Here is a 13,105-nt window from a genome sequence, read left to right as displayed (position 1 = left end):
CTGCGGCACGGAAAACAACGGTTTGTTAACTATAAAGCGGTCTAGTGCGGAGGAAGGATCACCGCGCACGACTCGTCTCATGCGCATCTTCAGGAGCAGAAGGTGGCAAACGGAACTCAAAGCCGCGTTTTTGGAAATCGTGCTCCCGAGCACGTTCTCATTCTCGCAAGCGGCGAAAAGATCCGCCACATGACGATCCGCCCCTGGATGGCGGCAGTCTCCGTCTGCGTCGTCGGCGCGTTGGCGATCGGATATCTCGGCGCCACCAGCTATCTCGTGATCCGCGACGATCTGATCGGCGCAACGATGGCGCGCCAGGCGCGCATGCAGCATGATTACGAAGACCGGATCTCTGCCCTGCGCGCCCAGCTCGACCGCATCACATCCCGCCAGTTGCTCGATCAGCAGGTCGTGGAGCAAAAGGTCGAGAAACTGCTTGAACAGCAAAACGCCCTCTTTTCGCGGCACGGCAAGCTTGGTTCGCTTCTAGACCGCGCGGAAGAATCGGGCATCGTCCCGTCCGCCGGCACCTCGTCGTCACCAGCTTCAGCCTATCAGGCAGAAGGCAAGGACAAGCAGGCATCCGTCAGTCATGGACTGGACGCGATCGAAGGCCTGTTGTCGAACCATTCCGCTCCGGCGGATCTCGGCGTCGCCAACCCATTGGCCTACACCCCGCTTCGCGAAAATCTCGCGGATCGAGCCGACCGCATCTTTTCCAAGGTGACTCTGTCCTTGAAGGACATCGAGAAGCGCCAGATCGTCAAGATCGCCGATCTCACCACTGGCGCATCGCAGACGGCAGACGCCATCACGTCCATCCTCCGGCGTACGGGCGTGCAGGTCGCGGCCGCTCCTCCGACCGAACCGGAGCCGGGTATTGGTGGCCCCTACGTCCAGCCTCAGCTGTTCTCGGACACGTTCGACACATCGCTCGATGATCTCGATTCCGCGCTTAACCGGCTCGAAAGCGTCCGCGACGTGGCGCGCGAGCTGCCGTTCGGAAACCCGGCCCCCGGCCGTTCCGTCACCAGCCGGTTTGGTAACCGGATGGACCCGTTTGTCGGACGCCTCGCGCTGCATGCAGGCATCGATTTTCAAGCCGAGACCGGTGACGACGTGAAGAGTACGGGCGCCGGCAAAGTCGTTGTCGCCGGTCCCTCAGCAGGCTATGGCAATCTGGTCGAGATCGATCATGGCCAAGGCATCACCACGCGCTATGGTCACATGTCGCGCATCCTTGTCAGAGCCGGAGAGACTGTGGCTCCCGGCGAGGTGATCGGACGTGCAGGCTCCACCGGACGGTCCACGGGACCACATGTTCATTACGAAGTGCGACGCGACGGTTCGCCGGTCGACCCCGTGCATTTCCTGAACGCCGGTATGAAGCTCGACAATTATCTCAATTAGGCCGCAAAGATGCGCGAGAGGTCCGGAATGGGTCATGCGTTGCGAAACTGAGCGCGTTCGACAACACATTGGAAGCCTTGCCGCCTCTATTCACCACATCCGGCAGCAATATTCCGGGATTTCTTGACTTTCCGGCATTTTGGTCCTATGTCGCGGGCCAGTTGTCGTACGCCAGTTACCGTCGGCACCGGATCACTTCCCCGAATTGCAACGGAAACAGATTTCCCTTTGACCACATTCGCTGATCTTGGCCTTAGCCAGAAAGTACTCTCTGCAGTCACCGACTCGGGCTACACAATCCCGACACCGATCCAGGCTGGTGCCATCCCCTTTGCCCTGCAGCGCCGCGATATCTGCGGCATCGCGCAGACGGGAACAGGCAAGACGGCATCCTTCGTGCTGCCGATGCTGACACTTCTGGAAAAAGGCCGTGCCCGCGCCCGCATGCCGCGGACGCTGATCCTCGAGCCGACCCGCGAACTCGCGGCACAGGTCGCCGAGAACTTCGAAAAATACGGCAAGAATCACAAGCTGAACGTCGCTCTTCTGATCGGCGGCGTGTCGTTCGACGAACAGGATCGCAAGCTTGAGCGCGGCGCCGACGTGCTGATCTGCACGCCAGGCCGCCTGCTCGACCACTGCGAGCGCGGCAAGTTGCTGATGACAGGCGTCGAGATCCTCGTGATCGACGAAGCCGACCGCATGCTGGACATGGGCTTCATCCCGGATATCGAAAAGATCGCCAAGATGATCCCGTTCACGCGTCAGACGCTGTTTTTCTCGGCCACCATGCCGCCGGAAATTCAGAAACTGGCCGACCGCTTCCTGCAGAACCCGGAACGCATCGAAGTGGCAAAGCCTTCTTCGACAGCAACGACGGTGACGCAGCGCCTGGTCGCCGCCCACAACAAGGATTACGAGAAGCGGGCAACCCTTCGCGACCTGATCCGCGCGCAGGACGACCTGAAAAACGCGATCATCTTCTGCAACCGCAAGAAGGATGTCGCCGACCTGTTCCGCTCGCTCGAGCGCCACGGCTTCTCGGTCGGCGCGCTCCATGGCGACATGGACCAGCGCTCGCGTACCAACATGCTGGCAGGCTTCAAGGACAACCAGATCACGCTACTGGTCGCCTCCGACGTCGCAGCGCGCGGTCTCGATATTCCCGACGTCAGCCACGTCTTCAACTTCGACGTTCCAATCCATGCGGAAGACTATGTCCACCGCATCGGCCGTACCGGCCGTGCAGGACGGTCCGGTCGTGCGTTCACGCTTGTGACAAAATCCGATGCTAAGTATCTCGATGCCATCGAAAAGCTGATCACTCAAAAGATCGGATGGCTGAACGGTGACATCGCTGCCCTGCCGGCACCGATGGAAAGCAGCGACAAGGGTCAGGAACGCGGCCAGGGTCGCGATCGTGGCGGCAAGCGTGGCGAGCGCGACAAGGATCGCGGTCGCGGCAAGCGCGCCGAGCAGACCAGGAGCGTAGAAGCTCCGGTCAAGATTGCAGAACCGACGAGCCAGGATGATCGGAGCCAGACGGAAAATATGATTGAAGCCAGGGTAGAAGACGTAAAGCGCGAACGTAGCGCCGACAGGAAGCCGCAGAACAATGGCGCACAACGCGCTCCTCGCCCGGCCCCTGCTCCGAATCCTGCCAATGACGACAACCGCGAGCGTCGCCGTCACTACCGCGACCACGATGACGGTCCGACACCAGTCGGTTTCGGCGACGACATTCCGGCATTCATGCTGATCGTCGCCAACGCCAAGGTCTGAATTTGTTCTTGAGACCCGGCATAGACTTTCCCGGCGTCGGCGCCGGGTTGGTCATTTTGCGGGATGATGGGAGGGTTCTCCTCTGCCGTCGCCTGAAGGCGCCGGAAGCCGGTTACTGGAACATCTCGGCGGCAAGGTCGATAAGATGGAGCCGTCCGCGGATGCGGCACGTCGTGAGGCCGAGGAAGAAACCGGCCTGTCGATCGGCAAAGTTGAGTTTCTCTGCACGACTGAACAGATTCTCCCGGAAGACGCACAACACTGGATCTCCATGATCTACGTCACACGCGATTTCTCCGGCGAGCCACGCTTGACCGAACCGGACAAGCTTTCGGATCTGGGATGGTTTGACCCTGCCGATCCGCCGCTGCCACTCTCGGTCTTCTCGATCCGCGCATTTGAACATCTTTCCAAAATCTGAACACACAACTTCCAGCCCGCGGCGGACGTTGATAAAACAGCAACGCAAAAAGCCGTCCCGGTTTCCCGGAACGGCTGCCCGTGATGAAATAGCGTTGTATTTTACGTCAGATGGAAACGCACCGACTGCTCGGTAAGCCTGCATCCCCCATTACGATGCCTATTTTAGCGCGAAACCTATTGCCTATTCAATACGCGAAATCTCGCAGTGCCAAAAATATAGGTTACTTGTCGATTTCACTCCGGATTGCGGCCTCGTAAGCCAGTCTTGTCCACTTTGACATGAGGTCGGGGTCCTCGAACGCGTCTTCCGGTACCGTCCAGTAAGGCATCATCACGGACTTGCCCTTCTTGCCTTCGTAGCTCCACTGCCTCGCGCCTGCAGAAGCGAACTCAGGCGCGCTTACGGCATCGGCTTTCAGCATCAGTTCGTCGCGCAGCTCGATTGCGACGATGAGGCCCTGTTGGTAGATGCCCTTGCCGCCGAACATCCGACGGATGCTGACGGGCCCGAGACCTTCGAACATCTCTTCGATCGCAATATTATCCATCGTTACGTCATCAGAACGCCACCTGCAGCAATGACGGCTTCGGGCGTATCCACATCAAGATGGGCTGCCGGACCGATATCGACATCGATCACCGGAAGACCGGAGGTTTCGATAATCGCCCTTGCGCCGACATCGCCCTGCAGGTTCCGTACAGCATCATAGGTGGCGCGCGGCAGAATAACCGGATTGCCGCGCTTGCCGTTGGAGACTGCGCGCACGATCGCCTCGCCACCGGCGTCCCCAAAGGCACCGAGCAAGGCATCGATATGGCTGACGGTCACGCCCGGCATATCTGCCAGCATGACGAGGACGCCATCTGCTGCAGCGACATCCGGCCGCGTAAATCCGGCAATCAACGAACTTGCCATCCCGGCTTCATGGGAGGGGTTGTCTTGGAGACGGACGTCGAGCGAAGATAGCTCGGCAGCAATATCCTGCTGTCGGTGACCGGTGACAACGACCACGGGTGTGGCCTTCGAGGCCAACAGCATCTCGGCGGAGCGGCGCACGAGCGGCACACCGTCAAACTCAGCAAGCAGCTTGTGAAGGCCACTTTCTCCCATGCGCCTGGCCTGACCGGCGGCCAACAGGACAGCCGCAACCGAAAGCGAGACATCGTCCTTGCTCTCGCTGCGGTCCCGCGGCGCAGGCCTTGTCGGGATCTCCATCAAAAGTCCTCCCACACCCAGTGCGGCAATATCGTCCGATGTCGGTCTTTCACCGGCAAGCAGCCGGTGGAGCATCCAGTCAAAACCGTTTTCCTTCGGAGACCGTGCACAACCGGGTGCTCCCAGCACCGTGACACCACCAATATCGCCGTAAACAAGAAGATTGCCGGGATCGACCGGCATGCCGACGCGGATCACCTCACCGCCAGCGGCTCGGATCGCAGCCGGAATGACGTCCTCTTCATCGGCAACGGCGGACGCACCAAACACGATCACCAGCGAAGGCTCGCGACAGTTCCCGAGATCAAGCGCCTGCAGTGCGGCGGTCAGGGCGTCGTGCGTATGCGGAATACGGATCTCGCGCACCAGTGTGCTGCCCGAAAGTGCAAGCCGCTGCTCGATGAGCTTCGCCGTTCGATCCATCACCGACGTCTTCAGCGTCGGAAGCTCCGTTGCAATCAACGTGACAGCATGAGCCTCGAACGGTTTGACCTCAAACGGTGTAGAAGCCCCAAGCAGCGCCACAGCCTTCCCGAGACAATCGCCATCGACAGCGAGCGGAATGATCTTGAACGTTGCGACCATGTCGCCTGCCTTGACCGATACGCGATCCTTGAGACAGGCAAGCGTGATCGACGGGTCCACGCCGTTGAGCGCGTTGACGACGTGCGTGTTGGCGACGAACAGACCGGCCGTTGCCGCATAAACGTTGACACGTCCCGTTGCTGGCTCCGAAAACGTGAGGTGATCAGGTGCGATTGCGGCGGCCAGCATTCCCGCCGCTTTGTCTTCAAGAACGTCTCCTGCATCTAGCCGCACGCCTATGACGGAAGCGATACCCTCTTCGCGAAGACGCTCGATGTCATCAGGCGCTAGCCGGTGACCCTTGTGCAGTCGTCCGCGCTGACCTTCAAACCGGATTGAATGGGCGAGCACGATGTTTTCGGCCTCACGCAACGGGAAGCTGGCGTATTTCATCCCCTAACCCTGCGTAAGGAGGTCGCGCCGGCGCAACGACCTGACGATGTCGGCAAGTGTGGCAAGCGCAATCTCGGCCGGGTTCGCAGCACCGATGTCGAGACCGATCGGCGCTGAAATCCGGGCAATCTCCGCCTCGGAATGTCCCATATCCTTCAGTCGATCAGCGCGCTTCGCATGAGTCTTGCGGCTACCGAGCGCGCCGACATAAAAACAGCCCGCCTTCAGCGCCTGTGACAAGGGAAAATCATCGATCTTCGGATCATGCGTCAGGGCCGCGACAGCCGTATAGCTATCGAACGGTCGCTCTCTCAGCACGTCTTCGGGCCACTCCGCGATGACATCGACATCACCAAACCGTTCTTCGGTGGCAAAGGCTGTCCGAGGATCGATGATCGTGAGGTCGTAGCCCGCCACCGGCGCCAGACGGGCGAGCGCCTGGCTGATATGAACAGCGCCAATCACAACGATCCTTGGCGGCGGCAGATAGACATTGATAAACAGAATGCGGTTGTCGATTTCGACGCTCGTGGCCTTGCCGCTGCGCATCGCGTCCGCGATGCCGGCACCAAGCGGACCCTCCGGAACCGTTTCCTCGGAAACAAGAGAAATTTCGCCCGACGCAAGGTCGGTTATTGTCGCCGAGGCGCGTCTTTCCTGACGGGCGCCGTTGAGACGCGCCAGATCATCGAACTTCATCGGCCGAGCCTTTCCACATAGACGCGGATCTTGCCGCCGCAGGAGAGCCCGACTTGCCATGCCGTCTCATCGGCAACGCCGAATTCCAGCATCTTCGGCGTGCCTGACGAAATCACCTCGATCGCCTCGGTAATCACCGCACCCTCGACGCAGCCACCCGAAACGGAGCCGACGAAATTTCCCTCGCCATCGATCGCGAGATGGCTTCCGATCGGACGTGGTGCAGATCCCCAGGTCTCGACGACGGTTGCGATCGCCACGTCGCGGCCGCTTTCGGCCCAATTCTGGGCGGTGACGAGTGGATCAAGACTGGATGTGACGGTCATCGGTGCCTTTCAGACGGCAATTTTCGAAACACGCATCGGCGCGTCGTGACGATATGGAAGCCTCACCCGCGCTTTTCCACGTCTGCGCGCAGTTTTTATCGTCGTGACGCGATTCTCTTTGACCGGTCGGATGGGAAAGCTAAATGTGCTGGAACGCAAGCCGCAATGAGTTAAGGGAAGGCATGGACATTCGCACTTTGATATCAGCCGGCCTGTTTGCCTCATTCCTCGCTGCTCCGTCTGCATCGGCTGCGATCATCGGCGTGGTCGCACCGAAATCGGGTCCATACGCCCTCCTCGGAGCCCAGATCTACCAAGGCGCCCGTGCGGCCGCCGAGGCCAATGGCGATACGCTGGTGGAGCTGGACGAGAGCTGTGACGAGAATGGCGGGCTCGCGGTATCGAAGTCTCTGACGGATGCAAAGGCCAGCGCGGCCATCGGCTTCCTCTGCGTGGAAACGCTGACGACGGCGCTGCCCGCCTTGAAGGCCGCCGCTATTCCAGCCGTTTCGGTCTCGGTGCGGTCGAAGATCCTGATGGAGGATGCACTTCGCAACGACTGGCCGTTTTTCCGTCTGGCACCAACCGAAACCGCCGAAGCGGATGCTGTTGCATCTGCCATCCTATCCCGCTGGAAGGCCGAGCCGATCGCATTCATCGACGACGGCACGATCTATGGCCGCGAGCTCTCAAGCGCCGTTCGCCAGAAGCTGGAACCGTCAGGCATCCGCCCCGCGTTCACCGACGTGTTCAGGCCAGGCCAGGAGCAACAGATCGCTCTCGTCCGCCGCCTGGCAAAGGCCGGCGCGACCCATGTCTTTATCGGTGGCGACCGAAACGATACCGCCATCATCGTTCGTGATGCTGCGGCAGAACGCGTTTCCCTGACAGTCATGGGCGGAGATGCGCTGCGTGCCGCAAACCGTCCTGTTGGCCTTGCCAACGGCGTGCTCGCGGCAGCCCTTCCGGATTACGCGGTGGCGCCTGAAGCTTCCACCGCCGTCACGCAACTTCGCGCAGGCAATGTCGAGCCGGAAGGCTACGTTCTGCCCGCTTATGCGGCAACGGAACTTGTTCACCGGGCGGTGACCGAGACGTCCAATGGTCGTTCCCTGACCGACACTCTTGCGGCAGGCTCCTTCACGACCGCGATCGGTCCTGTCGCCTTCGGCCCGGACCACGAATTAAAGCAGAACCCGTTCCGTCTGGTGGAGTGGCAAGGTACGGACTTTGTGGAGATAGGGCCCGCCACCGACTGATGGTCTGGCCAGGCAATTGTTCCTGTCGCCACGGGATGATAAAGCCTCCCTCAAACCGGAGACCCATCCCATGACCCTGCCGATCCGCATCGCCCCGTCCATCCTTGCCGCCGATTTTGCCAAGCTTGGCCAGGAAGTCATCGACGTTGTGCAGGCCGGCGCCGACTGGGTGCATCTTGACGTCATGGATGGTCATTTCGTCCCGAACATTTCGTTCGGACCAGATGTCATCAAGTCGCTGCGACCGCATACGGATGCGTTCTTCGACTGCCATCTGATGATTGCACCGGCCGACCCCTTTCTTGAGGCCTTCGCCAAGGCTGGCTGCGACAGCATTACCGTCCACGCTGAATCGGGCCCTCACCTGCATCGCTCCCTGCAGACAATCCGCAGCCTCGGCAAGAAGGTAGGCGTGACACTCAACCCGGCAACGTCGCTGTCGGCGCTCGAAAACGTGCTCGATGACGTCGATCTGATCCTCATCATGAGCGTCAATCCAGGCTTTGGCGGCCAGAAATTCGTCCCCGCCATGCTCGACAAGATCCGTGCGACGAAGTCCCTGATCGGTGACCGCCCGATCGAGATCGAAGTCGACGGCGGCATTACTGCAGACACGATCGGCGCTGCGAGCGCTGCCGGCGCAAACGTCTTCGTTGCCGGCTCCGCCATCTACAAGGGTGACGGCATCGACGCCTATCGCGGCAATATCGAAGCACTGAGAACAGCGGCAAGCAGCGCGCGCTAACCATCCGGCGCCCTCTTCCATGCAAACAAACCCGAAGTTATTGAGCTTTGGCCCGCTTGTTGCTACAGGCTGGGCAACACTTGACAGGAAAGCCGCACGCTCATGATCCCTCGCTATTCCCGGCCCGAGATGGTCGCCATCTGGTCTCCAGAGACGAAGTTCCGCATCTGGTTCGAAATCGAGGCGCATGCCTGCGACGCGCTTGCCGCGATCGGCGTGATCCCGAAGTCGGCGGCCGAGACGATCTGGGAAAAAGGCGGCAGCGCAACATTCGATGTCGCGCGCATCGACGAGATCGAAGCCGTCACCAAGCATGACGTAATCGCCTTCCTCACCCACCTTGCCGAATTCGTCGGCCCCGACAGCCGGTTCATCCACCAGGGCATGACATCCTCGGACGTCCTCGACACCTGCTTCAACATACAGCTCGTGCGGGCGACCGACATCCTGATCGCCGGCATTGATCGCGTTCTTGAAGCCCTCAAGACCCGTGCCTTCGAGCACAAGGATACGGTCCGCATCGGCCGCAGCCACGGCATCCATGCCGAGCCCACCACGATGGGCCTGACCTTCGCCCGCTTTTATGCGGAAATGTATCGCAACAAGACCCGCCTGCTCGAAGCCCGTGAAGAAGTTGCCACCTGCGCAATCTCAGGCGCCGTCGGCACGTTTGCCAACATCGATCCCCGCGTCGAGGAACATGTTGCAGCAGCGCTCGGCCTGAAGGCAGAACCGGTTTCCACGCAGGTGATCCCGCGCGACCGTCATGCGATGTATTTCGCGGTCCTCGGAGTCATCGCCTCGTCGATCGAAAACGTCGCGATCGAAATTCGCCACATGCAGCGCACGGAAGTTCTGGAAGCGGAAGAATTCTTCTCGCCCGGCCAGAAGGGCTCGTCGGCCATGCCGCACAAGCGCAATCCTGTTCTGACCGAGAACCTGACCGGTCTTGCTCGCCTCGTGCGCATGTCGGTGGTTCCGGCGATGGAAAACGTTGCTCTATGGCACGAGCGTGACATCAGTCACTCGAGCGTCGAACGCGCCATCGGCCCGGATACGACCGTCACCCTCGATTTCGCCCTCAACCGTCTCGCCGGCGTCATCGAAAAGCTGGTGATCTACCCAGAGAACATGTTGAAGAACATGAACAAGTTCAAGGGTCTGGTCATGAGCCAGCGCGTTCTTCTGGCGCTCACGCAGGCTGGCACCTCGCGCGAGGATGCCTACCGTCTGGTGCAGCGCAATGCCATGAAGGTCTGGGAAGAAGGCAAGGACTTCCTCGAAGAGCTGCTGGCCGATCAGGAAGTCCGGGCCGCCCTTTCCGAGGAAGAGATCCGCGAGAAGTTCGACCTCGGCTACCACACCAAGCATGTCGACACGATCTTCACCCGCGTCTTTGGCGAAGCGTGATACAGGCAGCTTGATATTGAAATCACGCAAACACAGATTAGCGGCATGAAAGCATCCGAAGCCGATATCCTGATCATTCCGGGTTACACCAATTCCGGCCCTACACACTGGCAGACGCGGTGGGAGAATAAACTCGCCACCGCGCGCCGGGTCGAGCAAGCGGAATGGGCAAAACCGGTCAAGGACGACTGGGTCCAAAGGCTCGTGGAAGAGGTGAACGCCTCGACGCGACCGGTGGTGCTCGTCGCCCACTCGCTGGGCGTGGCAACCGCCATCCATGCGATCCCTCTTTTCAAGAAGAAGATCGCCGGTGCGTTTCTCGTTGCGCCGCCCGAGGTCGAGAACCCGAAGATCAGGCCAAAACACCTGATGACCTTCGGCCCCTACCCGCGCGATCCGCTACCGTTCCCGACGCTTACCGTGGCCAGCCGAAACGATCCGTTCGGATCCTACGAGCACGCCGACGATATCGCCGCGTCCTGGGGATCGGTCTTGGTCGATGCAGGGGAATCCGGGCATATCAACGCGGAATCGGGGCATGGTCCCTGGCCGGAGGGTACGATGGTGTTTGCCCAGTTCCTCGGCAAACTGAAGCCCTGAACTCGGGGGGCACGCCGGAATCAAGACGCATTTTTCCTGCTAGGCTGGGAAGTTGCCGCGGTACACGACTGAGTCGTCTGCGGCCTATGCGGTAGAGGGAGCCGGCATAGCTTTTTTCATCGGGATGAAAACCGGACGGAAGGCCCCCGCATTGTGAAATGCGATCTTTTCCGATATGGACCCCACAAACACGATCCATTGCGCCTGCCCCGGGTGCCAACAACGAGAAAACAATCATGAACCGTCGCCGCCGTATTTACGAAGGCAAGGCAAAGATCCTTTACGAAGGCCCGGAGCCAGGCACGCTGATCCAGTTCTTCAAGGACGATGCCACAGCCTTCAACAAGAAGAAGCACGGTGTGATCGACGGCAAGGGCGTTCTGAACAACCGCATTTCGGAATATCTCTTCACACACCTGAACAAGATCGGCATTCCCACGCATTTCATTCGTCGGCTGAACATGCGCGAGCAGCTGATCAAGGAAGTGGAGATGGTCCCGCTCGAGATCGTCGTGCGCAACGTCGCCGCCGGCTCGCTGTCGGAACGTCTGGGCATCGAGGAAGGCACCGTTCTTCCCCGCTCGATCATCGAATTCTACTACAAGTCCGATCAGCTTGCCGATCCGATGGTGTCCGAAGAGCACATCACCGCCTTCGGTTGGGCAAACCCGGCCGAGCTCGATGATGTCATGGCGCTCGCCATCCGCGTCAACGACTTCCTGTCCGGCCTTTTCCTCGGTGTCGGCATCCAGCTCGTCGATTTCAAGATCGAATGCGGCCGCCTTTTCGAAGGCGACATGATGCGCATCATCCTGGCTGACGAGATCTCGCCCGACAGCTGCCGTCTCTGGGATATTGAGACGAAGGAAAAGATGGACAAGGATCGGTTCCGCCGCGATCTCGGCGGTCTGGTCGAAGCCTATTCCGAGGTGGCGCGCCGTCTCGGCATCATCAACGAAAACGAGCCGCTCCGCGGGACCGGCCCGGTTCTTGTCAAGTAATTCGGGGGATATTCAGTGATCAAGGCACGCGTGACCGTTACGCTCAAGAACGGCGTTCTAGACCCGCAGGGCAAGGCCATCGAAGGCGCGCTCGGAAGCTTGGGCTTCGAAGGCGTCGGCCATGTTCGTCAGGGCAAGGTGTTCGACCTTTCCCTTGAGGGCACCGATAAGGTAAAAGCCGAAGCAGACCTGAAGTCGATGTGCGAAAAGCTTCTGGCTAACACGGTAATCGAGAACTATACTATCGCAATCGACTAACGGTTGCGGGGTGTGTCATGGCCGACGTCACGAATGAACTCATGTACGAACTGATGAAGCGCGTGCAAGCAGACATATCTGACATCAAAATCGGCCAACGGGATCTGAAGGCAGAAGTGAATGCCATGCGTGGTGCGATGATATCGCTCCATCAGGACATGCATAATATCCACACGGCACTGGCGCGCCACGACCTGCGTCTCGACCGTATCGAAACCCGCCTCGAGCTGCGCGAGCTGTCTGAGGCACAGGCAAGGTTTGAACCGCACCCATGAAGTCCGCCGTCGTCCAGCTTCCCGGCCTCAATCGCGACCGCGACATGATCGCCGCCCTCACCAAGATCTCCGGCCAGGCGCCCGTCACCATCTGGCAGACGGAAACCGAGATCCCTGATGATATCGACCTGATCGTCATTCCGGGCGGGTTCTCCTACGGCGACTATCTGCGCTGTGGCGCAATTGCTGCCCGCATGCCGGTCATGCAGGCCATCAAGCAGAAGGCCGAACAGGGCGTGAAGGTCATGGGCGTCTGCAATGGCTTCCAGATCCTGGTCGAAGCGGGCATGCTGCCGGGTGCACTGATGCGCAATACGTCGCTGAAGTTCGTGTGCAAGGACGTGAAGCTCGAAGTGGTGAATGCCGAAACGGACTTTACCCGCGCCTATGGCAAGGGCCAGATCATCCGCTGCCCGGTCGCCCACCATGACGGCAACTACTTTGTCGACGCAGACACGCTCGCTTCCATGGAAGACAAGGGCCAGGTCGTGTTCCGCTATGCGGAAGGCACCAACCCCAACGGTTCGTTGAGCGATATCGCTGGCGTCATCAACGCGCGCGGCAACGTTCTCGGCATGATGCCGCACCCGGAAAACCTGATCGAAGCCGCGCATGGCGGCAGTGACGGTCGCGGCCTTTTTGCCTCGGCGCTCGACGTGATCGCTGCCTGACCTGTCTCAGGTCTCCGTAGCAGACAATACCATAACCCTCCGGGAACGACAT

General features: G+C 60.0%; 14 protein-coding genes and 1 pseudogene. 11 read left to right on the top strand and 4 right to left on the bottom strand.

Annotation, left to right across the window (positions count from 1 at the left end; translation table 11 throughout):
• The first annotated feature begins 102 nt into the window (after window positions 1-102).
• The 3 genes and pseudogenes from BLW69_RS07235 to BLW69_RS07225 all read left to right on the top strand — a co-directional run bounded on the left by BLW69_RS07235 (window position 103) and on the right by BLW69_RS07225 (window position 3,613).
• Complete coding sequence (locus BLW69_RS07235) at window positions 103-1,410, top strand: M23 family metallopeptidase (protein WP_092660863.1); 1,308 nt, start codon at window positions 103-105, stop codon at window positions 1,408-1,410.
• 228 nt (window positions 1,411-1,638) lie between these two features.
• Complete coding sequence (locus BLW69_RS07230; protein WP_092660861.1) at window positions 1,639-3,192, top strand: DEAD/DEAH box helicase; 1,554 nt, start codon at window positions 1,639-1,641, stop codon at window positions 3,190-3,192.
• Window positions 3,189-3,613 (top strand): annotated as a pseudogene (locus BLW69_RS07225) (NUDIX domain-containing protein). Before BLW69_RS07230 ends, BLW69_RS07225 begins: the two are co-directional and overlap by 4 nt.
• Window positions 3,614-3,836: 223 nt before the next feature.
• Here the strand turns inward: BLW69_RS07225 and BLW69_RS07220 are convergent.
• The 4 genes from BLW69_RS07220 to BLW69_RS07205 are packed head-to-tail and all read right to left on the bottom strand — an operon-like array spanning window position 3,837 to window position 6,834.
• Window positions 3,837-4,163, bottom strand: coding sequence for a TfoX/Sxy family protein (locus tag BLW69_RS07220; protein WP_092660859.1), 327 nt, complete (start codon window positions 4,161-4,163; stop codon window positions 3,837-3,839).
• A 2-nt stretch (window positions 4,164-4,165) separates the two neighbouring features.
• Window positions 4,166-5,809, bottom strand: a complete 1,644-nt coding sequence (locus BLW69_RS07215; RefSeq protein WP_092660857.1) for an NTP transferase domain-containing protein — start codon at window positions 5,807-5,809, stop codon at window positions 4,166-4,168.
• Between the two features lie 3 nt (window positions 5,810-5,812).
• Entirely contained in the window at window positions 5,813-6,508 is a 696-nt protein-coding gene (locus BLW69_RS07210; protein WP_062456687.1) for an XdhC family protein, read from the bottom strand.
• Window positions 6,505-6,834 (bottom strand): XdhC family protein, encoded by a 330-nt coding sequence (locus tag BLW69_RS07205; protein WP_062456684.1) that lies wholly within the window; start codon window positions 6,832-6,834, stop codon window positions 6,505-6,507. Before BLW69_RS07205 ends, BLW69_RS07210 begins: the two co-directional genes overlap by 4 nt.
• 182 nt (window positions 6,835-7,016) lie before the next feature.
• Between BLW69_RS07205 and BLW69_RS07200 the strand changes: the two genes are divergently transcribed.
• The 8 genes from BLW69_RS07200 (at window position 7,017) to purQ (ending at window position 13,053) form a co-directional block, all read left to right on the top strand.
• Window positions 7,017-8,093 (top strand): branched-chain amino acid ABC transporter substrate-binding protein, encoded by a 1,077-nt coding sequence (locus BLW69_RS07200; protein ID WP_092660855.1) that lies wholly within the window; start codon window positions 7,017-7,019, stop codon window positions 8,091-8,093.
• A gap of 70 nt (window positions 8,094-8,163) precedes the next feature.
• A complete protein-coding gene (gene rpe, locus BLW69_RS07195) occupies window positions 8,164-8,838 on the top strand; it encodes a ribulose-phosphate 3-epimerase (RefSeq protein WP_092660853.1) in 675 nt (224 codons plus the stop codon).
• A gap of 102 nt (window positions 8,839-8,940) precedes the next feature.
• A complete protein-coding gene (gene purB / locus BLW69_RS07190) occupies window positions 8,941-10,248 on the top strand; it encodes an adenylosuccinate lyase (protein WP_062456678.1) in 1,308 nt (435 codons plus the stop codon).
• Between the two features lie 45 nt (window positions 10,249-10,293).
• Window positions 10,294-10,848 (top strand): RBBP9/YdeN family alpha/beta hydrolase, encoded by a 555-nt coding sequence (locus BLW69_RS07185; protein ID WP_092660851.1) that lies wholly within the window; start codon window positions 10,294-10,296, stop codon window positions 10,846-10,848.
• A gap of 236 nt (window positions 10,849-11,084) precedes the next feature.
• Complete coding sequence (gene purC, locus BLW69_RS07180; protein WP_092660849.1) at window positions 11,085-11,849, top strand: phosphoribosylaminoimidazolesuccinocarboxamide synthase; 765 nt, start codon at window positions 11,085-11,087, stop codon at window positions 11,847-11,849.
• Between the two features lie 15 nt (window positions 11,850-11,864).
• Window positions 11,865-12,107 (top strand): phosphoribosylformylglycinamidine synthase subunit PurS, encoded by a 243-nt coding sequence (gene purS / locus BLW69_RS07175; RefSeq protein WP_062456669.1) that lies wholly within the window; start codon window positions 11,865-11,867, stop codon window positions 12,105-12,107.
• A 17-nt stretch (window positions 12,108-12,124) separates the two neighbouring features.
• Window positions 12,125-12,382, top strand: coding sequence for a hypothetical protein (locus BLW69_RS07170; RefSeq protein ID WP_062456667.1), 258 nt, complete (start codon window positions 12,125-12,127; stop codon window positions 12,380-12,382).
• Window positions 12,379-13,053 carry a phosphoribosylformylglycinamidine synthase subunit PurQ gene (gene purQ / locus BLW69_RS07165; protein ID WP_062456665.1) on the top strand — a complete coding sequence of 225 codons (675 nt, stop codon included), beginning with the start codon at window positions 12,379-12,381 and terminating at the stop codon, window positions 13,051-13,053. Before BLW69_RS07170 ends, purQ begins: the two co-directional genes overlap by 4 nt.
• Window positions 13,054-13,105: the final 52 nt, after the last annotated feature.

Source organism: Rhizobium sp. NFR12, from assembly GCF_900108545.1.
GTDB lineage: Bacteria > Pseudomonadota > Alphaproteobacteria > Rhizobiales > Rhizobiaceae > Neorhizobium > Neorhizobium soli.
The sequence above is the reverse complement of the archived record's forward strand: the minus strand, read 5'-3'. Positions and strand labels throughout refer to the sequence as shown.

Coding starts and splice junctions, on each gene's coding strand:
- BLW69_RS07220 (WP_092660859.1), bottom strand. CDS start 4,163: ATGGATAATATTGCGATCGAAGAGATGTTCGAAGGTCTCGGGCCCGTC.
- BLW69_RS07185 (WP_092660851.1), top strand. CDS start 10,294: ATGAAAGCATCCGAAGCCGATATCCTGATCATTCCGGGTTACACCAAT.
- BLW69_RS07210 (WP_062456687.1), bottom strand. CDS start 6,508: ATGAAGTTCGATGATCTGGCGCGTCTCAACGGCGCCCGTCAGGAAAGA.
- purB (WP_062456678.1), top strand. CDS start 8,941: ATGATCCCTCGCTATTCCCGGCCCGAGATGGTCGCCATCTGGTCTCCA.
- BLW69_RS07200 (WP_092660855.1), top strand. CDS start 7,017: ATGGACATTCGCACTTTGATATCAGCCGGCCTGTTTGCCTCATTCCTC.
- BLW69_RS07215 (WP_092660857.1), bottom strand. CDS start 5,809: ATGAAATACGCCAGCTTCCCGTTGCGTGAGGCCGAAAACATCGTGCTC.
- BLW69_RS07205 (WP_062456684.1), bottom strand. CDS start 6,834: ATGACCGTCACATCCAGTCTTGATCCACTCGTCACCGCCCAGAATTGG.
- BLW69_RS07170 (WP_062456667.1), top strand. CDS start 12,125: ATGGCCGACGTCACGAATGAACTCATGTACGAACTGATGAAGCGCGTG.
- purC (WP_092660849.1), top strand. CDS start 11,085: ATGAACCGTCGCCGCCGTATTTACGAAGGCAAGGCAAAGATCCTTTAC.
- rpe (WP_092660853.1), top strand. CDS start 8,164: ATGACCCTGCCGATCCGCATCGCCCCGTCCATCCTTGCCGCCGATTTT.
- purQ (WP_062456665.1), top strand. CDS start 12,379: ATGAAGTCCGCCGTCGTCCAGCTTCCCGGCCTCAATCGCGACCGCGAC.